Origin of the sequence: Streptomyces sp. NPDC005728 (assembly GCF_040630895.1) — a bacterium.
GTDB lineage: Bacteria > Actinomycetota > Actinomycetes > Streptomycetales > Streptomycetaceae > Streptomyces.
Genome location: NZ_JBEXYL010000106.1, coordinates 1 through 26,905, shown reverse-complemented (window position 1 = coordinate 26,905; position 26,905 = coordinate 1). Strand labels below are relative to the sequence as shown.

Sequence of the window (26,905 nt, the reverse complement as noted above, 5' to 3'; positions counted from 1 at the left end):
GCCGTCGTACTGGACCGCCGGCGCCTCCAGGAGGAGGCCGACCAGGCCCGCGCGCTCGCCGAGGGCAACCGCATCCGCACCGCCCTGCTCGCCGCCGTCAGCCACGACCTGCGCACCCCCCTGGCCGGCATCAAGGCGTCGGTCACCTCGCTCCGCTCGGACGACGTCGAATGGTCGGAGGCCGACCGGGCGGAACTCCTGGCGGCCATAGAGGAGGGCGCCGACCGCCTCGACCTCCTCGTCGGCAACCTGCTCGACATGTCCCGCCTGCAGACCGGCACCGTCACCCCGATCATCCGCGAGACCGACCTGGACGAGGTGATCCCGATGGCGCTGGGCGGCGTACCCGAGGACAGCGTCGACCTGGACGTCCCCGAGACCCTCCCCATGGTCGACGTGGACCGGGGCCTGCTGGAGCGGTCGGTCGCCAACGTCGTGGAGAACGCGGTCAAGTACAGCCCGCCCGGGGAGCGGGTGCTGGTCGCGGCCAGCGCCCTCGCCGACCGGGTGGAGGTCCGCGTGGTCGACCGCGGGCCGGGCGTGCCGGACGAGGCCAAGTCCCGCATCTTCGAACCCTTCCAGCGCTACGGCGACTCGCCCCGCGGCGCAGGAGTCGGCCTCGGCCTCGCGGTCGCCCGCGGTTTCGCGGAGGCGATCGGCGGCACGCTCAACGCCGAGGACACCCCCGGCGGCGGCCTCACGATGGTCCTCAGCCTGCCCCGGTCCGGAGGCGTCCCGGCGCAGCCGGCGCCCGGGATCCGGACGACGGCGATCGGCTGAGCGCCCGCTCCGCAGGCACGGGCGGGGTCGCAGTCCGGCAGCGTCGACCCCCCGAACCCTGCCGGGAACCGCCCAAGAACGCGCTGCGCCGATGACGGAGACTCCGCACATGAAGAACGTTCCGGAAGTGACCTGCCGACCTCTGCTGGAGCGCTCTTCGTGGTTCTTCGTCGCCCTCGGGGCAGCCGGAGCGTGCCTGGCGGCCGTCCGCCTGGCCGACCGGGGCACCCTCCTGGACGCAGCGGCGGCCGTCGGCCTGTTCCTCGCCCTGGCGGGCGTCCTCTCGCTGCACCACGTCACCGCCCGGGTGAGCGCCGACGCGTACGGCGTGCACGCCCGGACCCTGCTGCGCCGCCGGAGCGTGGCGTGGGGAGACATCGCCGACGTTCGCGTCCTCCTGAGGCACGCGAACACGTCCCGCGCGCATGAGACCCGGCGCGTCGGCCTGGCCCTGCGGGACGGACACCGGCTGCTCCTGCCCCTGCCGAGGAGCTGGTCGTCCGACGACCCGGACTTCGACGCGCAGCTGGACACACTCCGCGCACTGCACCGCCGTCACGGGAGGCCGGAGTCGAGCGACCTCACCGTCATCTCGCACCGCACCGCGGGCGCCGGCCGGGCGGGAGCGGTGGCCCTGTGCGCGTTGCTGCTCGCGTCCGCGGCCGTGACCGCGTGGTTCGTCTCGCCGGCCGCGGCGGAGGAACAGGCTTGGCGGAGGGCCACACCCTGCACGGTCCGGTCGACCGACACCGGGCGCGACGACTGCCTGACCACCGTCCCGGCGGTGATCGCGCGCACCGACGCCAACCAGCCCAAGCAGCGCAGCTGGCTGTACTTCACGGACAGCAGACCACTGGCCCGGCTCGCGGTGTCATCCGAGGCCGCCGAGGATTTCCGGCCCGGCGACCACGTACGGCTGACCGTCTGGCGCGGGCGGGTGATGAAGGTGACCGGGGCGGGTCGCAGCTGGCACGAGCACATCACCACCCCTCGCTCCGTGGCCGTCGTAGCGGCCCTGCTGGCCCTGGCCGCGGGCTACCCGGGGGCGAAGGCGCTGCTGCACCTGCGCGGGCGCAGGCTTCCCGACGACGAAGTCCTCCCCTCGGCCCTGCCGTTCGCGGGCGCACTCGCCGGCACCGCCATGTGGCTGCTGCCCCTCTGCTTCCTGCACCCCACCGACCCGCTCTCCTCACCCGCGCAGATCACCTGGGCGGCCACAGGCACGCTGCTCACCCTGGCCCTGCTCACCGCGGCCTGGCGCGCGACCCGCATCCGCACGCCCGCGGAGGCCGCGAGCGGCAGGGCCGAGGGCGAGACTGCCGGAGTGGCCGGAGTGGCCGGAGTGGCCGGAGTGGCCGGAGTGGTCGGAGTGGTCGGAGTTCCCGAACGGCCGGAGGAGGGCGAGGTGTTCCTCTCCGCCCGCTTCCTGGAGCCCACCGACTTCAACCCGTACGGCTTCGGCACCCACATCGCCCTCGGGGACGGTGCCCCCGCGGTGACCCCCGGCCCGGGCAGCTTCGCGGCGAAACGCATCCCGGTCGAGCGCCTCACCGTCAGGAACGTACGACGCGCCCGGGGCAGCGACGGCGACATCGTCCCCAGAAGCTGGCACATCGCCGAACTCGATGACGCCGGCACCCCGATCCGCCTGGCCGCGGCCCCGGCCGACCTGACGCGCATCATCCGCGCACTGGGGTCGGCCAGGACCTGACCGGGCGCCCGCGGGACCGCACAGCACCTGCCCGGCGGGCACCTCGGGGACATCCGGGACGACGAGAGAGCGTGCCACCGGCTGGGCGGCACGCTCTCGGGGGGCAGGCACGAGGGAGACGAACGGTGGCGGCCGTTCCTCCCTCACCCGCCGGTTCAGCGCAGGCGCAGTGCCTCGCGGAGGGTGACGAACAGGTCGGTCTGGTTGGTGACGCCGAGGACGCGGTACGCCTGCGGGCCCTGGGCCGCGATGCGGACCTGGGTGCCGGTGTGCTCCTGGGACTGGCCCGGGGTGTTGGTCGAGTAGTTGACCTTCAGCTGCTGGCCCTCGTTGGTGACGAGCGTGGAGGACAGACCGGGCGGGGTGGCCTCCAGCGGGACGATCTGGCTGGTGTGGCCGTGGTCGGCGGTGGTGACGACGAGGGTGTCGGGGTGCTTGGCCGCGTACGCCCGGGCGACCTTCACCGCGCGGTCGAAGGCGGCGGTCTCGCCGATCTGGCCGCAGGGGTCGGCGGCGTGGTCCTGCTTGTCGATCGAGGCGCCCTCGATCTGCAGGAAGAAGCCCTGCTTGGAGTGCTTCTGCTGCTGCTTGGCCTCCAGCAGCTGGATCGCCTTGGCGGCGGAGTCCGCGAGGCTAGGAGTCGTCGAGGGGCGGTTCGGGTTGGAGGTCACGCACCGCTGCGGGTCCGTGCCGCCGACGGCCGCCCCCTTGCCGGTCCACTCCACCGGCACGTTGCCGGTGGCGAGCAGTCCGAGCACCGGCTTTCCGGCCTTCACGTTCTTCAGGCCCGCCTTGTCGGTGACGACCTGGTAGCCGAGCTTCTGCGCCTGCTGGGTGACGGTGAGGCCCTTGTACCTGCCGTCGGTGACCTTCTGGTCGAAGCGCTGCTTGCCACCGCCGATGAGGACGTCGACCTTGTGGTTGACGGACTGCTCGGCGATCGAGCCGGGACCGCCCTTCGCGATCGTGTCGGCGGAGCACTTGGCCATGTCGGCCGGGCCCTGGCAGGAACGGTCGGTGACGTGCGAGGCGAGCACGGCCGGGGTGGCGTCGGTGAGCTCGGAGGTGGTGACGCTGCCGGTGGCGTAGCCGCCCTTGTGCGCCAGCTCCAGGATCGTCCGGACCGGCTTGTCGGTGCCAGGAGTCTTGGAGATGCGGCCGTTGACCGTCTTCACACCGGTGGCCCAGCCGGAGCCACTGGCGGCGGAGTCGGTGACGTAGTCCGGGGTGCCGTCGGCGTGGACCGCGTAGGTGGTGTAGGCGCCGGTCAGCGGGAACTTGTCCATGTTCAGGCGCCCGTTGGCGCCGACCGTGTAGTCACGGGCGAGGGTGATCTCCGAGTCGCCCATGCCGTCACCGATGAGCAGGATGACGTTCTTCGCCTTCCCGCCCTTGATCGCGTCCTTCGCCTGCTGCGCGCTGTCGAAGGCGCCGGCGGTGGTGGTGACGGCCACGGCGGCCGTGGTGGCGGCGACCAGAGCGGTGGCGACCGTGAGGTGACGGCGGGTGGGTCTGAGCATGGATACGACTCCTTGAAGCGTCCGGCGTGCGGATGCGGTGTCCAACACGGGTCAGATCACCAGGTGTTGGCAAAGGAGAGGTAAACGGTTGGTCGTGCTGATGTATCCGGAACATGACACGAGCGGGAGGACCTGACCTGAAGGACCTGACCTGACAGCCCCGTTCCGTCCGTCCTGCCCGCAGCGCGTCACACCGCCGCCCGCGCCCACGCAACGCGGCCAACGCCGTGGCGACACACTCCGGTTCGACATGCAGGTGCCGGCCCCGGGCATGGCGAGGAACGGCCCGGAGGCCGGCACCGGCCGGGCGAGCCCTTTTGGCTCAGTCCCTTTGGCCCAGTCCCTTTGACTCAGTCTCTTTGGTTCAAGTGCCGGGAGCGCGGAAGGCGACCTGCCGACGGGCGGCCTCGTCGATCTCGTCGAGGGTGAGAAGGGGCGTGGCCCGGGTACGGAGGGCGCCGCTGGCCTTGACGGTGAGACTGACGGCAGCCATGGAGACCGGATCGGGGAAGTCGACGATCAGCACGATGTCGTCCTCCCCGAAGGCGAAGTACATGGCCTCGACCTTCCCGCCCAGGTCGGCGACGACCCGGTCGACGGCGGCGCGACGACCACTCCCGCCTTCCTTGAGCAGCCCCTTCGTGCCCTCGGGTGTGTAGGTGGCCTGGATGAGGAACTTCGGCATAGGGATGCTCCCTGCCCGTCACGTGTCGGGTACGCAGAATGGCCTTCCCGCTGTCACGACGGCCACCACTCACCGAACGGCCGGATTCACCCGTTCGAAGCCGTACCACTTTCCGCTGATCAGGTTCCTGTGCCCACCCCAACCGGCATGGCCGTCAGGCACCGCCGTTGTGCATCGCGCTGTCGGTCGAGGGCGGGACACTCGTATCCCCCTCCTACAGTTCGCCGACGTCCAGGGCATCGACGTCGGCGCCCTGGCCCTCTTCGTCGTACTGCTCGTGAAACCGGTCCGCCCAGTCCGCCAGCCTGCGACTGATCCGATCGAGGTGGCGGCGAGTCTCCTCGATCTCCGGCGGGTCCCATCCCTCCCGCTTGACCAGGCTGCCGCCGCCCTCGTAGACGGGAACCGACTCCATGGCACTCATAGCCTGGCGCAGGTTGTGCACGCTCTTGGTCACCGTCGCCCACCGGGCCCGTGCCGCGGGAAGTCCCACGATCGCCTCGGTCAGGGCCTCCCCGTTGTACGTGTGGCGGACCAACGCATCCGTCAGCTCACGGTATTCGCCATCGTTCGTGCAGACGAGTGCGCCGTCCTCGTCGACCTCGAGCAGTGGCCTGCCCAGCCGACCCGCACGGACGACCTCGTACGCCTGGATCACCCCGCGCCGCTGGGAGAGCATCGCCCGCAGTACCCCGACCGCGCTGCGGCTGTCCTGGGCGCGGGCCGCGCCGGACCCTTCGGTCTGGAGCGCCATGGTGCCGGCGGTGACCATGTAGTAGGTGGCCTTGACCGCGAGTTCCGTCTGGGCCACGCCCAGCCTGCCGCCCGCACCGAGTCCTTCCGCAGCCTCCTTCAGTGCGGCGTCCCGCAGCTCCTCCAGCGTTCGGCCACTGTCGAGCGCCCCCTCCAGCAGCGCGTCGGCGGGCAGCTCCTTGATCTCCGGAAGGCGGTAGGCACGCTGGAGCACGGCGCGCCGGGGGCGGACGTACGGGAGGGCGTCGTTCCTGGCCGTGCGCACTGGGCGGAGGATCAGCTCCACGGCGATGTCGACGCGGTCCTCGTGCTCGGGGCGTTGCTTCGCGGTCAGTGAGCGGATTCCCTCGTTGACCCGCCGCGCGGTGCCGGTCCCGCCTCCGAGCACGGTCCGGACGATCTCCGCAGTGCGTACGTCCTGGTGCGGGCTGAAGCCCTCCTCGGCCGCCTCCTGCTCGGTGATCACGCCTGCGAACCAGCGCTTCTCCTGTGGGGTGATCCGTGCGGGCCTGCTACGGGTGGGCTCGGCCAGCGAGTCGAGGACCGCGTCTCCCTTCGCCTCGTTCTCCACGGCAGACCCGTACGGCTTGGGCGGCCGAATATGGGTAAGACCGATGAAGTTTCGTACGGCAATGTGGAAGCGGACGCCGGCTCGGGCGTCGGGCACGAAACCCACCACGACCCGGGCGGGCACGGTCAGCGCGCGCACCATGCCCTGCTCTGCCGGACTGAGTGCGTCCCATCCCTGCTTCTGGACCAGCCGAAGCCATCGATTGACCTCCCGCCGGACCTTCCGGACGTCGTTTGCCCAGTCATACGCGATGAGCGAAGGGCGGTACCCGAGCAAGTGGTGGACTGCGCTGACTCGGCTCGAACCGTCGGCGGTGATCAGCAGCGTGACCGGCCGGTTCGGGGCCCTTTCGTAACAGACCATCATGGGAACAACCATCAGAGGCTGGAGCACCCCTTCGGCCGCGATGTCGTCGGCGAGAGGGTTCTCCTTGACGAGCCGCTCCTTGGCGTCATCCAGGCGCTGCGCGAGGTCGTTGGGATGAGGCACCCGGATGTGCAACTCCGGGCTGCGTCCCGGGACCGACTCCGGCTCCGGGAGGATCCGCAGGGCGGCCGAAGCGCCCCCCAGGGCGTAGCTCCGGCGGCCGTACTCACGGGGGTTGGCCGGGTGCGCGACCACCGAGGCGGACCACAGGCGGGTTTCGACGATGTGCAGCGTGCCGCCCTGCACGCGCAGCAGGTTGACGTCCGTCAGTTTCCGCCGCATGTCTTCCGGCTGCACGGCGGCCCGGGCGAGCGCTTCGGCCGCCTGTTCGTTCAGGCCCCTGCCGAACAGCGCGGTAGCGAGGTTGTCGACGGCGGCGAGGCGTGGCAGTACGTAGGGTTCGGGCTGCCATCCTGTCCCGTCGTCGCGGAGTTCCGCGGTGGCCTCATCGGTCATTGGTGGCCTCCGCGATCTTGTGCGCCAGGTGTAGCGCGCGATACATCCGTTCCCGGTCCGGGGCGTCGGCCGGGGCGCTGTCATCAAGGTGACCGGAGAGTTGGGCGACGCAGGCGCTGAGCGCCGCCCGGACCTGGTACCAGGCCTCTGCGGTCAGCGGAACCGTGAACAGACGCTCGCCGTGCAGCTTCACCACGGCGCAGTGCAGCTCGCGCTCCGCGATGTCGGTCCAGCGGGCGGTCAGTCGGCCCAGGGTGATGCCGGCGTATTGGTCGGTCCTGGCGTCGGACGGAGCAGCGGCACGACATGCGTGTGCCGCATTCTGGAGAACTCCTACGACCAATGTGACTTCGTCCTGGTCGAGGTCGATCGAGATGGTGACGGTGTCGTCGATGGGCACGGGGAGGCGCTCCGGCGGGTAGGCCGATGCCTGCGGGCACCGGCTGTCGGCGTTCCTGCTGTGCATGACGCGGGTGCGCCAAGCAGAGCGAGAGCGCGAACATGTGCCGCTGACCTCCACCCGTGTCGGTCTGCGGAGCAGTCCTCCGAGACGTCTGGTGCAGTCCGGACCGCACATTGTCCGGCCCGGCAGCGAGGAAGAACACTGAGCTGAGGGAGCACGGCCAGGGAGACTGCTGCTCGGTTCCGCCGACGGCATGCCTGGCTGAGGAGAAGCGGTCCCCCACAATGCGGGGATCTCGAACAAGTCGCTCGGACGGAGCGTATTGGCGATGTCACTTTGAGTGCAAGCGGTTCTCTCGGGTCACCGTGGCCGCTGAAGTCAGCCTGGTACTACGGGCTCAGATCTTGTGACTGCTGATCGGCGAAGTCCTTGTCTGGTCATGCTGGTTGATGTGGCACCGGAGAGCGTGGAGGGATGGGCTGAGGAACTGGCTTTGCTCACCGTGGGGTTGGGGCACATGGTCGCGCGGCCGGAGCCGCGGGAGGTGTTCGCGGACCTGATTGAGGGTCTCCGCCGGGGACGTGCGCAACTGCCAGGTAATGGTGATGCTCACCTACCCCGCCGAGTGCGGGCCCACCCTCTATGACCGGCGCCTGTGCCTGCCCGCCGTCTGGGCCCAGGACGCGCCGTGCCGCCGGGACGCCGGAGCGCCCGAGGAGATCGCCTTCGCCACCAAGCCCGAGCTGGGCATCGCCGACGCCGACGCCGTGCGCCATCTGTCCGCCGCGGGCGTCCCGGACGACGTCCGCGAGGACGCATCGGACCTCGCGACAACGATCCGCGCCGAGGTCGCCCGGGACGAGCCGGACCCCGGCACCCTCCGACGCGCCGCGGCGGGCCTCAAGGGATACCTCGCACCGATCGCGATCACCACCGTTACGGCAGGTGCCGCGGTCGGCGGCGAGGAGACGGCCCACGCGCTGATCGAACGCCTGGGCAGCGCGCTGTGACCGCCGAAGTCCGGCGCGCCCTGGGCTGCCTGGCGTAGTACTGGCATCACCGGAGCGAGGCTGCGCGGTCCGTTCCGAACCATCGACTGAGTGGTCAATGAAGGCCTGCGAGCCGGTCGGACGGCTCTTGACGGCTGTTGGTGGTGGCCACGGTCGTGGTGGTTGCTGTCCTCGCTGCTGTACAGCAGGATCCTGGCGGGGGTGACGGCACGGAGCGCGAACCGCTCGAACAGCTACTGGCCGGCAATGACGAGGCGTCGTCGGCCGCGCTCGCCGCGCTCCGCGGCGGCGGTCCGCATGTCGTCCGGGAGGGGACTGCGTCCGCTGAGTCCCTCGCCGGTACCTAGGGACGTCGACTCCGGTACACACGGCGGAAGGGCATCGAGACCACCGACCTGGAACGCACCGTGGAACTCCTCGACGGGCATCGGCAACCGGTTCGCGTGGGGCAGATCAGATCGGCCGATGGTTCCTGGACGTTCATGTTGTTTCTTTCCGAAGACGGCAGCACGCTGATCGCGTGCACCGGCGTGCGGCGGACCTCCCTCGGAGCCTGAAGCGCCCACAGGAGACCAACTGTGGTGGGGCCTTGGGCCGGGTGCAGGGTTGTTCACCTGCGTTCGTGGACGGCCGGCCGCCGGTGCGGCGACGGCTTCGGGGCTCGCCCGAACGACCGTGAACGGGGCTGAACGAGACGGAAACCGAGACGGCCGCCCATGGCCCTAGAGCTGATCTCGCCACGATGGCACGTCTTCGTCCCGAACTCTTGGCTGGGTAGTCATTGAGTGGGCTGGCCAGTCGGACGTGGACGGCTGCTGAGGGTCAGCTGCGGTCGTCGAGGTTGCTGTACTTCTCTGCTGTACAGCGTCGGCGACACGCCAGGCACTGGCTGGGTGGTGTCGGGTGCTGACTGTGTCTGGGTGGGGTCGCCGAGGGTGTCCCAGCCGACCAGCTCGGGGCGTTTCCCACAGGGCGGCGCATCAAGGAGGAGGCACGGTCCGCCGCGTGCGCAGGCGGCGTCTGGTCCCTGCCACCGCGTCGGGATCACCGATGGAATTGGGGAATGATGAGGTAGATCCCGTAGAGCACCGCGGCGGCACAGGCCAGGAAGCACGTTCCGGCAGCCGCGAGCGCTGCCCTTCCGGCCTCGCCGTGCTCGTGTGCGGTGTCCCGCTGGGACAGCGCGACGACACCGAAAGCAAAGACGACGACGACAGCGAGTGCCGCTCCCGCTCCCACTACGACCACCTGGCCGAGCGCGCTCCAATGCAGGTTCATCCCGACCGGCCATCCTCTCTCTGACGGCTCTGCGCCGCACTGGTTCGGTTCTGTCGGCAGGTCACCGGCCGCTGCCCCCGCCCGTCGGCACCACGAGACCGACCCGGACCGTCTTGGCCTCGTTCACGTTGTGCGCGGTGACCGGATTACGCCGGGCCAGTACGACGATGACCGTGGTGAGGGCGAGTGCGCACAGGGACACCAGGGCGATGCCGAGGTTCCCGCCGTGCGTGACCGCCTCACCCGCGAGCGCGCCGACAAGGGCGGCCGACGGCAGGGTGATCAGCCAGGCGATCGCCATACGCCCGGCTGTTCCCCACCGCACCTCGGCCAGCCGCTTGCCGATCCCGGCCCCGATGATGGCGCCCGAGCACACCTGGGTGGTGGACAGGGCGAAGCCGAAGTGTGCGGAGGTGAGGATGACCGTGGCGGAGGAGGTCTCGGCCGCGAAGCCTTGAGGGGATTCGATGTCGGTCAGGCCCTTGCCCATCGTCCGGATGATCCGCCAGCCGCCCAGATAGGTGCCCATGCCGATGGTGAGCCCGGCGGTGATGATCACCCATAGCGGCGGCCCGGAGCCGGGAGAGAGCGCGCCGACGGAGATGAGGGTGAGGGTGATCACTCCCATCGTCTTCTGTGCGTCGTTCGTACCGTGCGCGAGTGAGACCAGCGATGCCGAGGCCGTCTGGCCGAGCCGGAAGCCGCGCGTCACCGTGCCCGTCCGTGCGCGCGTGGTGATCCGGTAGGCCGCGTAAGTGGCCATCAGCGCGGCCGCACCGGCGACGAACGGCGACGCGAAAGCGGGAATGATGATCTTCTCGACCACTTCGGAAAAGTTGATGGCGGAGACTCCCGCCCCGACCCACACGGCACCGATCAATCCTCCGAACAGGGCGTGCGAGGAGGAAGACGGCAGGCCGAACAGCCAGGTCAACAGGTTCCACAGGATGGCGCCCACCAGACCCGCGAAAATCATGGTCGGCGTCACCTTGGCGTCGTTCAGGATGCCGTTCGAGATGGTCTTCGCCACTTCGGTGGACAGGAATGCACCGGCGATGTTCAGCACGGCACTGATCAGGACCGCGACCTTGGGTCGTAACGCCTTGGTCGCGATGGACGTGGCCATAGCGTTCGCCGTGTCATGAAAGCCATTCGTGAAGTCGAAGGCCAAGGCCGCAAGGATGACTGCCACCACAATGAACGAAATGTCGCCCATACGCACGAGTTAAACACGAGGGTTCAGCGCGGGCGACCTGGTTCACCGGCCCTGAGAGTCCTGGCGCACAGAGATGTCCCGATCGACTGGCCGACCGTAAGCGTCATCGACGCCTCAGCTCTGGTCCGCTAGCGGAGAACGGCACGCCGGCTTCGCGCTCGACGATCTCACGCTGCCGGTCAGGAAGAGGGGGCGCGCTCCACCTGCTGGAGTGTCGCGGCTGCCTGGTCCGCTACATGGACAAGGCCGTCGTCATCGCCCTGCCCGACCGCACCCGCGGAGCGCATTGCGCAGCTTGTCGGGCACACCGGTCCGGGCGCGACGGAGGCCGAATACCGCAAGCAGCTCAGGCCTGTCATCACGGAGGGCGCGGAAGCCATGGACGTGATCTTCGCCCAGCGACGCGAGACGACCGCCCGCGAAACTTGATCAGGAACCTTTGGCCCCCGAGTACGACAGAGGGCCTGGTGCAACTTACACACCAGACCCTCTAACCAGCGTCGGGGTGGCGGGATTTGAACCCACGACCTCTTCGTCCCGAATTAGGCCCTGGAAGATCGCTGACCGGGGATCCATGTCAAAAATGCAGGTCAGCGACTCAGCGCACCTTCGGTGCGCGCCGGGGGCGTGGTAAAACCCGTGGCGCGCTGGAGGTGCTTCTGTCTGCCCTGACGGCCATCTGCACGGGTGCAGCCTGTCGTCACCGTTCCGTCACAAGTAGTCGCCGCACGGAACCCTGCCGCTCTCCCGCCCTATCTGCACTCACGTACCACGACCACGCGTACCGCGGGGCAACAACCGACGACCGAAACCCGCGGACGAGACGACTCAGGGGGACCACAGCATGCGGCACAGCAACGGCATTCGCAGGGCGGCTCTGGCGACGACGGCGGTCACGGCCGTCGCGGCGGCGGTGACCGGCATCCTGCCCGGCACCGCCACGGCGGCGAGCACCACCACCTCCACCCCGCCGCCCGCCTGCCCGGCCTCCGCTCTCAAGGTCAGCGCCTGGCAGGCCGCCCACCGGCCCGTCGGGACCGGGACCGGGGCGGCGGTCGTGCAGTTCACCAACGTCTCCCGGAGGACGTGCGTCCTGAAGGGCCATCCGACGGTCGCGGGCGCCGGCAACGGCTCCCCCGCCCACAACACCCCGCTCAAGGTCACCCCCACCGGCAGGGCGGCCACCGTGACGGTCCGGCCGCACGGCAAGGCGTGGGTGAAGCTGACCTTCGTCCAGGTCCAGGGGGAGGCCGACGGCTACTGCGTGTCGGGCAAGGACCCGGTGACGTATCCGACGATGGTCATCGGGCTGCCGCACTCCGGGAAGCACCAGGTCGCCCTGAACGACGGGTGGTGGGCCGAGTGCGACAACAAGGTGACCGTCACCCCGGTCTCGGCGGTCAAGCCTTCCTGACCCCACCGTCCCCACAAATCGAGCAGCCTGCACGACGATCGCAACGCTCTGACGCGTAAATAGGTGCAGGTCAGGTCGGCGATGGGCAGGTTTGGGTGCCCGGTGGCCGTGGTGGTCGCCGGGTGTCTGGCCCTGTCGGTCAGGCTGCGTCCTCGATCGGGTTGAGGGTGCCGGTGTAGCCGAGCTGGTTGAGCTGGTTGATGGCCCGGCGGGTGGCGCGTTCGGGATCGCGTTGAGTGAAGTAGGTGCCGCCGAGGTCGTGGTAGGCGATGTTGTCGGTGAGCATGTGCCAGATCGCGGTGATGATGGAGTGCTCGACGGCGACCAGTGCCCTGAGCGAGCCGCGGCGTGCGGTCAGCCGCTTGTAGCGGGCCTGCAGGTAGGTGTCCTTGGTTCTCACCGCGCCGAACGCCGCAAGGCCGAGGGCGCCTTTGAGATACGGGTTGCCGGGCCGGACCTTGGTCTTCTTGGTGCGGCCGGCGGACTCGTGATGGCTGGGACAGACCCCAGAAACGGCGGATATGGCCGCAGGCCTGGAGGAAGAGAGCAAGAAACCGCAATAGTTGGCAGCCCGTGTATGTGTCGAGGGGCCTGCGTCTATCGTTGAGCCAGCCCAGAGGCTCAAGGATGTAGCAGGAAAGTGCAGCATGTTCTGCACATGGAGACCTCGGAATTAAAGCGATCTGGCACAGCACCCACAGTGGTCGCTCAAGTCGCAGTCGAACTCAGCAATACGATTTCCAGCTTTACTGAGTCTGCGAGAATCTCACTCGATGAAGATATATCTGGGCACGGAGCGGACGAACCTACGCCTTAGGGTTCCGGTGCCAGCCCAAATGAGCGAGTCAAGACCTGTCTTCTTGCCCTGGGCCTTGCCGGGAGTCTTGGTGACCTGCGCTTTTCCTGGTCAGGCGCGGTGAGCTCATGCGCTTCGTGGTTGTTGTCGGTCGCCATTGACCACTGTCGAGCAACGTTGGACGGCCCAGGGACGGCCCAGCCGTACTCGGCTGACGGCTGGCACCCTGGATGCGCCCCTTCTGAACCTCAGCAGACGACAGTCAGCCACGACGGCGGGTGCGCCAGCCGACCACACACGCGTATGCCTCGCTGCACCCCCACCGGCATCAGCCACGATATTGCGCTGTGTTGTCTACCAGAGCGAGCAGCGACAGCTGGTCTGTGACGACGGATGGGGCTATGAGCTTGGAAAGCTGCGGTCATTCGCGGGCTGTTTGGGTGCTGGCCTGGGCGAATGGCCGCTCCGTGTCCTCTCCGGGTTAGCAAAAGGAGGACCGCCCCTGTTCCATCACGGAACCGAGATCGGCATGGCCTTCCGCGCGGGCGCGAGTGGCGGGAGCCGTCGTCCGCATCAGGACAAGAGCACCAACTCCACATCACGTTTCCATACCGACGCACCCGGCAGCTCGCGGTCAAGTCCGACACCGAAGACCGTCTGCCCTTTGCCGGAAATCGCCCCACATGCGTACGTGGGCAGCGCGACCATCGCGCGAAGTCCGCCGTCGTCCCGGCGCTTATGTGACCCATACCTGTGCAGGTCAAGCGACTGACAGGCAAGATGACGTAACGATTTCGAGGGCTCCGCCCGGAGTGACCGCATCGTTGGTTTTCTTCACCACTTCCTTACATTTACAATCGCGCAGCCCATGGCGTATCAGGCGTCATGGCGTGATAACAGGAGTCGTGTTGAGATTCAGACAACGGGGAAGGGCGCGAGTCGCGGGCATATCGCCAAGACGCACCGCCCTCGCCGTCGCCGCCGTACTGGTCGCCGAGGCGGCGTTGGTGTCGCTGGGGAGCGGGCAGGCCTTCGCCGCCGCGGACTCCGCCACCACGCGGGCGACGGCCGCGGGCAAGTCCGCCAAGTCGGCGGCGTCTTCGGCCGATTCGACGGCCGCCGCGTTGCTGATGGCCCGGTTGCAGGGCCGCAGGATCGAGGTGTTGGCGAAACGTTCCGCCAGCTCGACGACGTACGCGCTCCCCAACGGGCAGTTGCAGACATCCACGTACGCGGCGCCGATCCGGCAGAAGGTCGACGGCGTCTGGCGCAACATCGACACCGCTCTGGCCGACGAGGGCAGTGCGCTGGAGCCGGAGGTGGCCGCCGCCGACATCGCGGTCTCCGACGGCGGGGACACCGCGCTCGCCTCGGTCACCAAGGGCGCGAAGTCGTTCGGGATGGGCTGGGAGTCGAAGCTTCCGACGCCTTCGGTGAAGGACGACACCGCCTCCTACGATCTCGGTGACGGCGAGACCCTGACGGTCACCGCGCTGTCGCAGGGGTTCAGCCAGAACGTTGTCCTGGACAAGGCGCCCGAGGGTCCGCTGGAGTACCGGATACCCATGCGGCTCAAGGGACTTGAGCTGTCGGTGACCGAATCCGGTCACCTGCTACTGAAGGACGGCGCAGGGAAGCTGGTCGCCGAGGCGCCCGCGCCGATGATGTGGGACTCCTCCAAGGACCGTAAGTCCGGCGAGTCGAAGCACCAGGCCCCCGTCGCCACGAAGGTGGAGACGGCCGAGGACGGGTCGCAGACCCTGGTCCTCACCCCAGACGCGAGCTACTTCACCGAAAACAAGCTGACCTACCCGGTCACCGTCGACCCCACCAGCACGCTCGCCGCCTCCGCGGACACCTGGGTCGCCACCAACTACCCCGATTCCCAGGTCTCCTCGGAGGAGCTGAAGTCGGGTACGTACGACGCGGGGACCACCAAGGCCCGCGCCTACCTGAAGTTCGACGTGTCGGCGTTCACGGGCAAGCACATCACCGACACCAACCTCGCCCTGTACTCGTACTACTCCTCGACCTGTGCCACCACCGGCGCGGGGACGCAGGTGCGGCGAATCACCGGGGCCTGGACCACCTCGGACATCACCTGGGGCGACCAGCCCGCCACCACCACGACCGGCGCGGTCACCAGCACGGCGGCCAAGGGCTACAACGACTCCTGCCCGGCCGGCACCGTCAACTTCGACGTCGACGCCATCGTGCAGGCCTGGGCCGACGGCTCCACCAACTATGGTGTCCGTATCGCGGGTGCCTCGGAGACCGACTCCACCACCTGGCGCCGCTACCGCTCCGCCAACTACGTCTCCGGCGACGGCTCCACCGAGCCGCACCTGACCGTGACGTACAACTCCTACCCGGCGGTGCCCAGTTCGACGGCGATCGCGCCCTCGCAGGTCAACGCCTACAACGGCAAGCGCTACGTCACCTCGCTCACCCCGACCCTGTCGTCGAAGGTGACCGACCCGGACGGAGCCAACGTCCAGGCGCAGTACGAGATCACCGCCGACCCGGCGTACGCGGACACCACGTACTCCCTCACGGCGTACGGCAAGACCGTGGCCTCCGGCTCCACCTCGACCCTGGCCATCCCCTCCGCCTCCGCCTTCCCCTCCGGCAGCCATCTTCGCTACCGGGCGCGGGCGTACGACGGTGCGGACTTCGGGTCGTGGTCGGGCTACACGACGTTCGTGCTGAACACGGCCAAGCCGGTCGCACCGACCGTCACCTGTGACACGTACACCCAGAACGGCTGGACCGCCAAGGCCTCCGCCGCCGTGAACTGCACCCTCGACACCTCCTCCACGGACGGTGCCGGCTACCAGTGGGGCCTGGACGACGCGTCCCTGCCGAACACGAAGCTGGACACCACCAACGGCAACGGCGGCGACGCGCAGACCATCAGCATCAACCCGGCGGGCGGCTGGCACACGCTGTACGCGCGCACCATCGACTCCGGCGGCAACCTCTCCACCGCCAGCACCGCCTACAGCTTCGGCGTCGGCGCCGACGGCGCGGCGATCCTCTCCCCGCAGGACGGCGACACCACCGCCCGCCGGGTCACCCTGGCGGCCAAGGGCCTCACCACCTACACCGGCGTGACCTGGCAGTACCGGCGCGGCGAGACCGACATCTGGCACACCGTGCCCGTCGGTGCCGTGACCGCCTCCGGCTCCGCCGTCTCCGACTGGCCCGTCGCCGTCAGCGGCGGCACCGCGACCAAGCTGGTGTGGAACACCGTCTCCACCCTCGCCGAGGACGGCGTGATCCAGCTGCGGGCCGCGTTCACCAACGGCACCACCACCGGCTACTCGCAGACCGCCGAGGTCACCCTCGACCGGGACGCGGGCACCGCCCTCACCAATCAGATCGGCCCGGGCCAGGTCAACGAACTCACCGGTGACTTCACCCTGTCGGCCACCGACGCCTCCGCGTTCGCCGCGAGCGTGGACCGTACGTTCTCCTCGCGTACCAACAGCACCGACACCGAGGGCCAGGCGCAGATCTTCGGCCCCGGCTGGACGTCGGCCGTCTCCGCCGAGTCGAGCGACTACACGCAGATCCGCGAGACCTCCGGCTCCTCTGTCGAGGTACTGGCCGGTGACGGCAGCGCGATCGCGTTCACCGAGACGAGCAGCGGCGGCTGGCAGCCGGAGATCGGTGCCGAGTCCCTGACGCTGACCTACTCGACCACCACGAACATGTTCACACTGACCGACTCCGACGCCAACACGGTCGTGTTCGCGAAGGCGGACCCGGCCTCGACGACGTGGACGGTGTTCTCGTCGGCCTCGGCGGTCGACGACTCGACGGTCACGGTCTTCTCGACGACGGTGGACGTGGGCGGCAAGAAGCTGGCCCGTCCGAGGTACGTGGTCTCGCCGACGAGCGCGGCGACTGCGACGACCTGCCAGACGACGCCGTCCACGAAGGGCTGCCGGGTACTGGAGTACGTCTACGCGCCGGCCACCACGGCCACTTCCAGCACACTGGGCGACTATCTGAACCAGGTCTCGGCCGTCAAGCTGTGGGCCACCACCCCCGGTGCCTCCGCCTCGACCTCCGAGACGCTCGCCTCGTACGCCTACAACGCCTCCGGCCAGCTCCGCCAGGTGTGGGACCCGCGCATCAGCCCCTCGCTGAAGACGGAGTACACCTACGGCACCGACGGCCGCGTAGCCACGTACACCAAGCCGGGCGAGCTGGCCTGGACCTTCACCTACGGCACGGCCGGCTCGGCTCTGACCTCGGGGGCCGGCATGCTCCTCAAGGTTTCGCGTGCCGCGCTCGCCGCGGGCTCCGAGAGCACCACGTCCGGCACGGCGGCCACCACCGTCGTCTACGACGTCCCGGTCTCCGGCACCGCCGCCCCGTACCAGATGGACACCGCGACGGTCGCCACCTGGGGACAGGACGAGGCGCCCACCGACGCCACCGCGTTCTTCCCCGCCGACAGCGTTCCGGCCTCCAGCACCGGCGGCGACCTGACAGCCGGCGCCTATGCCCGGGCCACGATCAGCTACATCAACGCGAACGGAGCGGAGACCAACACCGTGAGCCAGGGTGGTGCGATCACCACCACCGAGTACGACCTGCTCGGCAACGAGTCCTCCGACCTGACCGCCGGCAACCGGGAACTCGCCCTGGGCACCTCCGCCAACGCGGCGACAGAACTGGCCGCCCTGGGCCTGACCGATCTGTCCACCGCCGAGCGCGCCCAGCAGCTGGCCACCGTGCTGGAGTACTCCGCCGACGGCACCCGTGTGACGGACGAGTACGGTCCGCTGCACCAGATCACCCTGGCCGCGGAACTCACCGGCACCACCCCCGAGTCCACCCTGGCCGCCGGCACGGTGATCCCGGCCCGTGCCCACACCTCCTACGCCTACGACGAGGGAGCCCCGGCAAACGCGGCGGTCTCCGACCTGGTCACCTCCTCCACCACGGGCGCGGCCATAGCCGGCTACGCCACCGACGCGGAGACCAAGACCACGACCACCACCTACGACTGGTCCACGGGCTCCGAACTGGCCACCACCGGCGGCGGCGAGTCCGCGGGCCAGGTGACCAGCTACGACAGCGCGGGCCGTGTGGCCACCACCCGCACCCCGAAATCGTCCGGCTCGGACGCGGGCACGCTGGTGTACACCTACTACGACACGCACGCCACCGGCGCCTGCGCCTCGACCGAGTGGGACGGCCTGCTCTGCAGGACCGCCCCGGCCGCGGCCATCTCGGGTGGCGGGACCAACCCCGCCGAGGCCGTCACCACCGTCTACACCTACGGTCGGTGGGGCCAGGTCGTCACCAAGGCCGAGACCGCCAACGGCGTGACCCGTACGACCACCACCGCGCCCGACGCGGCGGGCCGTCCGACCGGCACGACCGTCACCGGCGGCACCGGAACAGGCACTCCGGCCACCACCATCACCTACGACGGGGCCACCGGCCAGGTCGCCAGCACCACCGCCAACGGCAAGACGTCCACCTCGACGTACGACGCCCTGGGCCGGACACTCACCTACAGCGACGGGTCGGGCAGCACCAGCTCCTTCACCTACGACATCCTCGACCGCCCGGTGACGGCGTCCGACTCGGTGCCGTCCACCACCACCTACACCTACGACGCCACCACCGGCCAGGCCCGGTCCATCACCGACTCGGTCGCCGGGACGTTCACGGCCGGTGCCCACGACGCCGACGGCGCTCTCACCGGTGAGACCCTCCCCGGTGGCTACACCCTGGCCACGACCTACGACACGACGGGCAACCAGACGTCGGTGACCTACGCGGACTCCTCAGGCACCACCGTGCTCTCCGACTCCGCGACCTACACCATCCACGGCAAGCAGACCGGTCACACCCAGACCGACGGCGGAACCCTGTCCACCGCCTACGGCTACGACGCCTCCGGGCGCCTGGCCCTGGCCACCGACGACGACGGCACGACGACGACCTCGCGCGCCTACGCCTTCGACACGGATGACAACCGCACCTCGCTGACCACCACGGTCACGGCCGCGGGCTCCACCCCCACCACCTCCAGCACGGCGTACGCGCACGACACCGCGGGTCGCCTCATCGCCGGGGGCTACACCTACGACGCCTTCGGGCGCACGACCCAGGTGGCGGGCAAGACCCTGGCCTACTACACCAACGACCTGGTGGCCAGTGAGACCGTGGGCTCCACCCGTACCACCTGGGGCCTGGACGGTTCCGGCCGCCTGGCGTCCTCGGCCACCGCGACCACCAGCGACAGCGGCGCGACCTGGTCGACCACGAGCACCACGGTGAACCACTACAACTGTGGCTGCGACACTCCGTCCTGGACGGTCACCACCGCGGGTTCCGCCTCCACTGTCAGCCGGAATGTCCCCGACCTCTCCGGCGGCCTGGCCGCCACCACCGGTGCCACCGGCGGCGCGGTCCTCCAACTGGCCAACCTGCACGGTGACATCTCCGTCCGGCTGGACCTGGCGACCTCCGCCGCCACGGTCCAGCGCTACGACGAGTACGGCAACCCGCTGGACGCCACGGCCGCCGCGGCGAAGTACGGGTCCCTGGGCGCCTACCAGAAAGCCACCGACGGCCTGGCCGGATACACCCTCATGGGCGTCCGCGTCTACGATCCGACCACCGGCCGCTTCCTCCAGAGCGACCCGGTCTACGGCGGCAACACCAGCGCCTACATCTACCCCGCCGACCCGATCGGTCAGTCGGACACCAGCGGTGAGCTGAACTACCGCACTCAGACGAAGAAGACGAAGAACTACACCATCGGCATCAGCAGGAACTGCACCGGGAAGTCCAAGTGCAGCCTGACCTGGTACGTGAAGCTGAAGAGCATCTGGAAGAAGTACGGCGCTCTGAAGTTCGTGTACACCATCGTCCTTCCGCTGTACTACGCCAAGAAGAATCAGAGCTACGGCCACCTGGAGCCGGGCACCTACGTCTTCCACGGCTCCTGGGGTGTCCCGAACGGGAGAGGAAGACCGGAGTCGGACCGGGGGAAGTACAGGGCCATGGGCATGACCTTCTGGTTCGACTGGACGGACAACGTTGAATTCAGCGGGAAGTTCACCGTCATGAACATCTGCGTCAGGAACCCGACCCTGAACGTCTACGGCCTCTTCACCTGAGACCCTTCGGGTTGATCGCCGCCGGGGGAGAAGTGGGCAGCCACTTCTCCCCCGGCTTTCATTGCCATCGGAAGGCAGCGATGATGTCGAATTTCTCGGACTGGCAGGACCGGATGCTGCGAGCGGTCTGGCGGCACGGGGAGCAGCTCCCCGAGGAGGTACTGACGTGGATGGCCGAGCTGTACGGCGCGCGTGGAGAAATTCCGGAATCGGAGTTCCGTGAATCCTGGACCGCGCGAACCTTCTCCATGGCGAGATCGGCCTTCGAGACGGTCACCAGGTCGGCGGAGCAGGACACCGGGAAAGCGGCCACCGGCGACGACTTCTGCTACATCGACTACGTGCGGGACCCGGACCTGGGACCGGTCGGCGTGGTCCACATCAAGTCGGCGGAGGTCTCCACACCCGATTCGGCAGAGGTTCTGGGTGCTGTGGCGGAAGGAGTGCAGGAATTCGTCATGAGCCACCATCGCGTGACCTGGCCCGTCTGCGGCGAGCACGACCGCGGTCTGCATGTGGGTTACTTCCATGAGACCGCGGTCTGGAAATGCGCGGGCGGGACCACGGATGGTCACGTGGTGAGAGCGATTGATCCCGCCGTTCAGCCGTAGATCACTGCGGGCTTGGCCACTGCGTCGTTACAGCTGATTCCAGCCTGAGCACCCCCGGTGAGCAGTGCCTGCTTGAGGGTTCGGCCCCAGCACGAAGAGCCCCGTCGCGAGCGCCTCAAGGTTGCCCCCGGCCCCGTCTTCGCAGCGGGGCCAGGCGTCGCCCCGGGTGCGTTCAACATGCCTGCCTGTGACTGAGTTTCTTCGTTGGAAGAGGCGGCAACTCAGACGCTCAGTCGATGCAGGTCGAGTGATCAACCGTTGACGCTGCCCCTGCTTCCGCGACCTCGGTAGCGAATGCAGCGCAGGGCGCTGATTGCGACGCTGGCGGCGCCGAGCTCGGGGATGTCCGGCTGGAGGTGGAGGAGGTAGTAAAGGGCACAAGCAACTACCACATCCCCAGCGCGAGGGCGCCGCCACTCGACTCCCAGACCGCGCCACATCTGTGGTTCCATGGGCAAAGTCCTTCCTTCTTCATTCACGGGAGAGGGTTTTGGACACTCGCGAGGGGTTGCCTGGCCGGGCGGCCCCTCGCCTTCGTGCGCAGACCGGTGGAGAGTGCGGGGCCCCGAGCCCTCTTTCTGCTGTGGATCCGGGACCTTTTGCCGGCATGACACACCGTCTGCCATGAGTCACTGTCCGGCATGAGCCAGGCGCTGACCACAGGCTTCGTGTCTCATTTCGATCACGCCCAAAGCCGCATTCGTCTGAATTGCGGACAAAGCTTGGTGCGCGGAAAAGGGATGAAATGGACCCGTTACCTAAATGTCGTCGACAGTGCACCGATTATCGAACGGATGAAGGTGTGGGTGTGCGGCGACAGGTCCGCGGGATTGCTGTCAGTGACAGTTCGCCTCGTCGACTCGGCGGAGGTGGCTGGGGTGCCGTGGATCGACTGGCGCGGAGTGGAGCCCGAGCACTGGGGTCCGGAGACGAACAGCTGAGATAGCGCAGGCGGCGCACCTTGCAGCGGGGGCTATGTGCCCGCTCGCTGCGTGGCAGCCAGCAGCCCGCCACGCTCTCAGCTTGGGAAGCTAAGGGCATCTAGGGCTGGCTCCCAGCCTTCACCTGCGGCGGAGGGACGTAGACGCCTGGTGCACTGTGAATGGGTTCCCCGCTGTTCCCCGTAGCTCCCCGCACGATCTGGCACGCGTCTGGCACGAGTCATTCGCCGTCGCACCTCTCCAAGACCAGGCTTGCTGAGCCCTCTTCGAGCCCGTTGTGCTCCTCCAGGTGGAGGTGAGCGCCATCCCGTGTGCCGTCCTGGGCGAGTGTCAGGAGATAGCCGGCCAGGGTCTTCAGCCCGGCGGCGTTGGCTTCGATGACGACCTCTCCGCCGAGGCTGCGGACCTCGATGCGTGCGTCTTCCTCCCACCTGAAGACTCTGGTGGTTCCGTCGGTCACCGCACTCACCTGAGTGGTCATCGACGGTGCGGCGCTAGGTTCAGGGGCCATCCCCAAGCATCGCGTACTCAGGGACCGCCAGGCACCTTGGGCGCACGCTTTCCAAGTCTGTTGGTGGTGTCACGTGCCTCGAACAGGGCCGTTCACCTGGGTTCACGGTCGATCGGCCGTGGGAGCGGCTATCGGCCTCGGACTCCTCTGAACCGCAGTGAACGGCGCTGAATGAGACGGAAACTGAGACGGAGAACGGAAGCGTAGTCGCTAGCATCCTCGGTGTCTGAGGAGGAGCCATGGCGCTGGGCCGCAAGGGATCACGGCGCATCGTTGTCGACGGCACGGCCTACCGCTGGCGGCTGCGACGTAGGCCGACTTACCTCCAGGCACTGTCGTGGGCACCGTGCACATTCGCGGTCGAGCACGCAGACATCCCCGGGGCAACGCTCGTGGTCACGACCAACCAGCCGCATCCGAGCAATTGGTTCGGACGTGAGGCCAAGCCTGTCCTGCCATCCAGCGTTGCCCAAGCCATTCAGCCGGCCCTTAGTGAAGGTTGGATCCCAACGGCTCCGGGCTCCCCGTTCCACCTTGACCGGTCCGCCGGCTTCACGCCGTCGCCCTGAGCGGCGGAAGACAGGGAGCACCGCTATAGGAGCGAGGTGAGGGGGCGCGGCTCTGACCTGTGAGACGTCCGCATGGACGGACAAGAGGTCAGTCAGCCGCTGGCTCCCGCCGTTCCCCGTGATTCCCCGCTGGATCTGGCACGGGTGTGGCACGGGGAACTTCTGTTCCCTGGCCCTATCGGACCATCGTGTGCCTGGCCCCTGACGGGGGTCATGTCTCGTCTCGAGTGCCTGCGGCTATCCGTCAAGTCCCGAGATTCCGTGACGTGACGGGCTTCGGATGCCGGGGCCTAATTAAGACCTAGATTGATGCAGAGCAGATTGCCGCCCTCATTATCCAGAAAATCCTGGACGCGTCACGCACCTGACATATCCCGGAGAAGGCTTGCCTGGGCAATGCCTTGACGCTCCCTCCCCCCTTTCTCGATGGAGGAGAATTCCGATGATCAATACCTACCGCACGCGGCGTATTACGATGCTTGTCGCGTCAACCGCCTTGGCTGTCGGAGGCGTGCTGGTACCCGCCAGTGCATTCGCCGCCTCGGTGGCATCGCAGACCGCAACCACGCCTACAGCAGCTCACGATAATGCACGGGTGTCGCCTGAGAAGGATCGCCCTCACTGCGAGAGCAGCGCCCTTGGCTGCAATCCGCGGCATGACCCCAACAACAACGGCAATACTCCGACACCACCGGCTCCGCCTGAGAAGGATCGCCCTCACTGCGAGAGCAGCGCCCTTGGCTGCAATCCGCGGCATGACCCCAACAACAACGGCAATACTCCGACACCACCGGATTCGTCTGAGAACGGGCCCAAAAGCGGATTTGGCACGAATGCCGGGGACGGCACTGAGTGAGTGCGCGGTCTGGCTGGGGCCAAGCCAGTAGCCACGCCATCCAGCCAGATTGTCGATTTTCACAGGAGGGCAAACGCGGGCGTTTCCTCGCCCGCTCCCCAGCTCCCATCCCGCGCACGCCACTACGGACTCGAAGCCGGGGACGGCGCCCCCTCCATCCCGGTGCCGGCCGATCCCCCGCCGGAGGCACTGTTCTGACCATGGCCTTGCGCGTTTAGGTCTCGACTCAGGGCCGTAGCTCGCTGCGGCCCCAGGGGCCGGCCCCGGCGCCGAAGGCGCAGAGGGGCCGAGCCCAAGGGGCCAGCACCATGGGCGGACCATACTTGCTGGCCAAACGGCAACGCAGGGCAGGCAGGACAGCCCTTAGCCGGGATCAGAGTGCCCGGCGCATAACGCCGGACACCTGCGGACGAAGCCGGATAAACTTTCGGCTCTGTCATGTCCCGGCATGGCTAGCCTAGTCGTCCATGTGGACCCAGGGGGCGCCGGTGCAAGGCCCACGGAAGTAGATCTCAGCCTTGCCGTTATCGCCGTCTTCCCAGCCTCCGACCCAAGGCTCGTAATGCATCCCGTCCTGCATGTCCGGCAGGGTGATGATGTGATCATCGGGATTGTCGGGGTCGTACTCCCAGACTGAAATGCTCGCCCAATCGGTCGGACGTCCCGGCCTGAAGTGCGTCACCTTGATATGGCCGCCACCCGACTCCAGCGGCTTAGTATGGCAACCGCTGCCGTCTGCGTCCAGATAAAATTCGCTATTACCAACGGATTGCCATCCGGGTGTATCCGCTGAAGCCGGCGCCATCGAAAGAGCGGATATCGCGAGCGCCCCCAATGCGGCCGCGAGCACGCTACGAGATTTCACAGAAATCCCCCCATAGGTTAAATGGAAAGTGTCTTCAACTCTGCAGGACCCTAAACTACCTGTAAAGAATCGAAGATCGAACATAGCGCACACGGGTGCCGTCACAGCCCACCCATCGGACTGCAAATCACGCTAACTAAAGGCTGTCCCGCTATGCGCATGAGATGGCTGGGGCAGTAGTGGGAGCAACAGCCATATGCACCGGATCGTTGAGGTGCCACAGAGCCCTCGCCTGCGTACCGACGTCATCCGCCAGCAGCCCGGCCAGCAGAGCAGGCGTTCCTGACGCCGACCCACAGGCATGTTGGAGCGGAGCCCAGTCGATCCGTTCGGCGTCTGAAAGGCACATCAGTACTGCCAGCAGGGCGTGGACGCGGCCAGACAGTCACCGAGGTGATCTGCCCGCCGTGGTCGTGTCGGCCCGCCGCACTGTCGCTGCGGGGGTTACCGCCACTGTGAGCTGGTTGCGATGGCCCGCAGTTGGGCCAGTGTCAGGATCGGCGCGGTACGGGTCGAGGGGGCGCTCTGGCTCGGTGCCTGCCACTCCATGATGGTGACGTAGAGCCCGTCAGGATGCAGTACGTTCACCGCCTCGTGCCCGGGGCCCGTTCCGGGTGGTGCCTGCCGGGACTTGATCAGGGTGCCGTCGGCCAGGGGTGTCGTGCCGGCGAAGACGTGGTTACGGATCGCGGTGGTGGAGGTCTGCCGGGAGACGTGTATTTCGAGCAGCGACTTGCCGTGGCCGTCGTCCACCCACAGCTGCCCGGACTGTCGGCCGCCGGGAGGGCTCGAACGGGTAAGGCCGGTCGGCAGCAGTGCGGTCAGGATGGCAAGGGCGCGGCCGGCGGGGAGCGTGCCGGTGAAGGTCGGCTTCGGGGTGGCGGATGCCGTGGCCGAGCCGGTCGTGGCTGAGGCAGCCGGGCCGGTGAGTGTGTGGTCGGCTGTTCGGCTGCCGGAGAGCAGTCCGGGAACGACCGCCGCGCCGAGCCCGACGAGCGCGAGTACGGCTGCTCCGCTCACGCCGACGGCCGTGGCGCGGCTGCGGCGCCTGCGTCGGCCGTTGCGGACACCGGCCTGCACAAGTGACGGAGTATTGGGCGGTTCGAAGGTCAGGAGGGTGGTGCGGAGGGCTTCGGTGAAGTCTTCTTCGATGGGCATGGCGGGTCACCGCGTTTCGGGGTCGGTGCAGAGGGCGAGGTAGGTGCCGCGGCACCGGGGTCAGGTGCTGACGAGCTCGGACAGGTCACGGCCCAGAAGGTCCCGGATCCGTGCGAGCGCGCGCATGCTCTGGTTGCGTACCGCGCCCGGCCGGACCTGAAGAATCGCGGCGGTCTGCTCGACGCTGCGGTCCTCCCAGTAGCGCAGGAGCAGCACGGCCCGGTCCCGGGCGGAGAGCCGGCCGAGAGCGTCGAGCAACGTGACCCGCAGCGGGGCGTCGTGCTCGGTGGCGGCACCGGAGTCCGGCAGGGTGTCGGTGGGCTGCTCAGAGCTGCTGCGTCGGCGGCGGTAGGACAGGTAGGTCCGTACGAGGACGGTGTGGGTGTAGGCCGCTGGGTCGTCTATCTGCGCGATCTTGCGCCAGTTGGCATACATCCGGCCCAGCGTGTCCTGCACCAGGTCCTCCGCGAGGTGCATATCACCGCTGGTGAGCACACACGCAGAGCGGAACAGAGGTGCGGATCGCGCAGCGGCGAACGCCATGAATTCCTCTTCGTACCGGCGCTTCATCCGAGATCCTGTTCGTCGTCCACACTCTTAAGACGCTGTGGCCGCAGGGCTACGTCCCACCCGGAGAAGCAGAAATCTTGCCACCCACGCCAACTTCCCTTCGGCGACGTTGGCGTCGGCCTGAGTGGAGGTCGTGGACTGGCGCGGTGGCTGTCGCTCCGCTTCCAGTCCCCGCCGCTTCAAACCGTGCATGCTGATCGCACGGCGACTTCGAAGATCCGGCTGCCTGGCCCGCAGCCCGCTCGGTGGCCTACGCGGCATCTGCCCCATGTGAGGTCATGCGCAGATCATAGGGAGGCCCTAGTCTGCATCTACATCCCGCGCGACCTGACACCGGCCGGAGCACTCGACGACGCCGCGTCCTTGTACCAGGAGGCGGTCACGAGATTCGCCATCCTCAGCCCGCCGCCGGCCGCACAGCGACATCCTTCCCACCCGCCCCGCAAGGCAAGCCAGTTCAGATGACCTGCCCCACCATTTGGGCTCCAGGCTCGGTGGCTAACCGGCAGCCGGGATGGTGTCGTTCTCGGAGAGTAGTTCGTACTCGATGGGGGTGCGGTAGCCCAGTGCTGAATGTCGTCTCTGGCGGTTGTAGAAGATCTCGATGAACTCGAAGATCGCGTTGGCCAGTTCGACCCGGGTCTTCCAGCGCTT

Annotated in this window: 22 protein-coding genes and 1 pseudogene; 11 read left to right on the top strand and 12 right to left on the bottom strand. The window is 68.1% G+C overall.

Annotated features, from left to right (window positions below):
• Together ABZ471_RS40185 and ABZ471_RS40180 are read left to right on the top strand one after the other, a co-directional pair.
• The coding region (locus ABZ471_RS40185) for an ATP-binding protein (RefSeq protein ID WP_359073770.1) at positions 1-780 on the top strand (780 nt) is incomplete at its 5' end.
• Positions 781-889: 109 nt separating this feature from the next.
• A complete protein-coding gene (locus ABZ471_RS40180; protein ID WP_359073768.1) occupies positions 890-2,491 on the top strand; it encodes a PH domain-containing protein in 1,602 nt (533 codons plus the stop codon).
• Positions 2,492-2,646: 155 nt separating this feature from the next.
• On the opposite strand, the gene ABZ471_RS40175 is transcribed toward ABZ471_RS40180, so the two are convergent.
• The 4 genes from ABZ471_RS40175 to ABZ471_RS40160 all read right to left on the bottom strand — a co-directional run bounded on the left by ABZ471_RS40175 (position 2,647) and on the right by ABZ471_RS40160 (position 7,302).
• Positions 2,647-4,011, bottom strand: a complete 1,365-nt coding sequence (locus ABZ471_RS40175; protein WP_359073767.1) for an alkaline phosphatase — start codon at positions 4,009-4,011, stop codon at positions 2,647-2,649.
• A 364-nt stretch (positions 4,012-4,375) separates the two neighbouring features.
• On the bottom strand, positions 4,376-4,696 hold the full coding sequence (locus ABZ471_RS40170; protein ID WP_359073766.1) for a GYD domain-containing protein: 321 nt from the start codon (positions 4,694-4,696) through the stop codon (positions 4,376-4,378).
• 214 nt (positions 4,697-4,910) lie between these two features.
• Positions 4,911-6,902, bottom strand: a complete 1,992-nt coding sequence (locus ABZ471_RS40165) for a hypothetical protein (RefSeq protein WP_359073764.1) — start codon at positions 6,900-6,902, stop codon at positions 4,911-4,913.
• Positions 6,892-7,302 (bottom strand): hypothetical protein, encoded by a 411-nt coding sequence (locus ABZ471_RS40160; RefSeq protein WP_359073763.1) that lies wholly within the window; start codon positions 7,300-7,302, stop codon positions 6,892-6,894. Before ABZ471_RS40160 ends, ABZ471_RS40165 begins: the two co-directional genes overlap by 11 nt.
• Before the next feature lie 584 nt (positions 7,303-7,886).
• On the opposite strand from ABZ471_RS40160, the gene ABZ471_RS40155 reads away from it, so the two are divergent.
• The 3 genes from ABZ471_RS40155 to ABZ471_RS40145 all read left to right on the top strand — a co-directional run bounded on the left by ABZ471_RS40155 (position 7,887) and on the right by ABZ471_RS40145 (position 8,872).
• Positions 7,887-8,315 (top strand): transposase, encoded by a 429-nt coding sequence (locus ABZ471_RS40155; protein ID WP_359073772.1) that lies wholly within the window; start codon positions 7,887-7,889, stop codon positions 8,313-8,315.
• 155 nt (positions 8,316-8,470) lie between these two features.
• Entirely contained in the window at positions 8,471-8,662 is a 192-nt protein-coding gene (locus tag ABZ471_RS40150) for a hypothetical protein (RefSeq protein WP_359073762.1), read from the top strand.
• A gap of 60 nt (positions 8,663-8,722) precedes the next feature.
• Positions 8,723-8,872 (top strand): hypothetical protein, encoded by a 150-nt coding sequence (locus ABZ471_RS40145; RefSeq protein WP_359073760.1) that lies wholly within the window; start codon positions 8,723-8,725, stop codon positions 8,870-8,872.
• Between the two features lie 487 nt (positions 8,873-9,359).
• Here ABZ471_RS40145 and ABZ471_RS40140 read toward each other — a convergent pair whose 3' ends face one another.
• Together ABZ471_RS40140 and ABZ471_RS40135 are read right to left on the bottom strand one after the other, a co-directional pair.
• Positions 9,360-9,593: a hypothetical protein gene (locus ABZ471_RS40140; RefSeq protein ID WP_359073759.1), complete on the bottom strand. Its 234-nt coding sequence runs from the start codon at positions 9,591-9,593 to the stop codon at positions 9,360-9,362.
• 61 nt (positions 9,594-9,654) lie between these two features.
• A complete protein-coding gene (locus ABZ471_RS40135) occupies positions 9,655-10,809 on the bottom strand; it encodes an inorganic phosphate transporter (protein WP_359073757.1) in 1,155 nt (384 codons plus the stop codon).
• A 273-nt stretch (positions 10,810-11,082) separates the two neighbouring features.
• Between ABZ471_RS40135 and ABZ471_RS40130 the strand changes: the two are divergent.
• Both ABZ471_RS40130 and ABZ471_RS40125 read left to right on the top strand, forming a co-directional pair.
• Positions 11,083-11,238, top strand: a pseudogene (locus ABZ471_RS40130) (site-specific integrase); the annotation flags it as partial.
• Positions 11,239-11,653: 415 nt separating this feature from the next.
• The gene (locus ABZ471_RS40125) at positions 11,654-12,223 is read left to right on the top strand and encodes a DUF4232 domain-containing protein (RefSeq protein ID WP_359073755.1); all 570 of its coding nucleotides are present in this window, start codon (positions 11,654-11,656) and stop codon (positions 12,221-12,223) included.
• A 139-nt stretch (positions 12,224-12,362) separates the two neighbouring features.
• On the opposite strand, the gene ABZ471_RS40120 is transcribed toward ABZ471_RS40125, so the two are convergent.
• Entirely contained in the window at positions 12,363-12,773 is a 411-nt protein-coding gene (locus tag ABZ471_RS40120) for a transposase (RefSeq protein WP_359073753.1), read from the bottom strand.
• A 1,154-nt stretch (positions 12,774-13,927) separates the two neighbouring features.
• On the opposite strand from ABZ471_RS40120, the gene ABZ471_RS40115 reads away from it, so the two are divergent.
• The 3 genes from ABZ471_RS40115 (at position 13,928) to ABZ471_RS40105 (ending at position 21,722) form a co-directional block, all read left to right on the top strand.
• Complete coding sequence (locus tag ABZ471_RS40115) at positions 13,928-20,170, top strand: DNRLRE domain-containing protein (RefSeq protein WP_359073751.1); 6,243 nt, start codon at positions 13,928-13,930, stop codon at positions 20,168-20,170.
• A 32-nt stretch (positions 20,171-20,202) separates the two neighbouring features.
• Positions 20,203-20,781, top strand: coding sequence for a hypothetical protein (locus ABZ471_RS40110; protein ID WP_359073749.1), 579 nt, complete (start codon positions 20,203-20,205; stop codon positions 20,779-20,781).
• A gap of 641 nt (positions 20,782-21,422) precedes the next feature.
• On the top strand, positions 21,423-21,722 hold the full coding sequence (locus ABZ471_RS40105; RefSeq protein ID WP_359073748.1) for a hypothetical protein: 300 nt from the start codon (positions 21,423-21,425) through the stop codon (positions 21,720-21,722).
• A 220-nt stretch (positions 21,723-21,942) separates the two neighbouring features.
• On the opposite strand, the gene ABZ471_RS40100 is transcribed toward ABZ471_RS40105, so the two are convergent.
• Complete coding sequence (locus ABZ471_RS40100) at positions 21,943-22,182, bottom strand: hypothetical protein (RefSeq protein WP_359073746.1); 240 nt, start codon at positions 22,180-22,182, stop codon at positions 21,943-21,945.
• Between the two features lie 290 nt (positions 22,183-22,472).
• On the opposite strand from ABZ471_RS40100, the gene ABZ471_RS40095 reads away from it, so the two are divergent.
• The gene (locus ABZ471_RS40095) at positions 22,473-22,802 is read left to right on the top strand and encodes a hypothetical protein (protein ID WP_359073745.1); all 330 of its coding nucleotides are present in this window, start codon (positions 22,473-22,475) and stop codon (positions 22,800-22,802) included.
• A gap of 1,313 nt (positions 22,803-24,115) precedes the next feature.
• On the opposite strand, the gene ABZ471_RS40090 is transcribed toward ABZ471_RS40095, so the two are convergent.
• The 4 genes from ABZ471_RS40090 to ABZ471_RS40075 all read right to left on the bottom strand — a co-directional run.
• Positions 24,116-24,508, bottom strand: a complete 393-nt coding sequence (locus ABZ471_RS40090) for a hypothetical protein (RefSeq protein WP_359073743.1) — start codon at positions 24,506-24,508, stop codon at positions 24,116-24,118.
• 459 nt (positions 24,509-24,967) lie between these two features.
• Positions 24,968-25,681: a hypothetical protein gene (locus ABZ471_RS40085; RefSeq protein ID WP_359073742.1), complete on the bottom strand. Its 714-nt coding sequence runs from the start codon at positions 25,679-25,681 to the stop codon at positions 24,968-24,970.
• 60 nt (positions 25,682-25,741) lie between these two features.
• Complete coding sequence (locus ABZ471_RS40080) at positions 25,742-26,251, bottom strand: SigE family RNA polymerase sigma factor (protein WP_359073740.1); 510 nt, start codon at positions 26,249-26,251, stop codon at positions 25,742-25,744.
• A gap of 498 nt (positions 26,252-26,749) precedes the next feature.
• A partial coding sequence (locus tag ABZ471_RS40075; RefSeq protein ID WP_359073771.1) for an IS3 family transposase occupies positions 26,750-26,905 on the bottom strand: 156 nt, incomplete at its 5' end.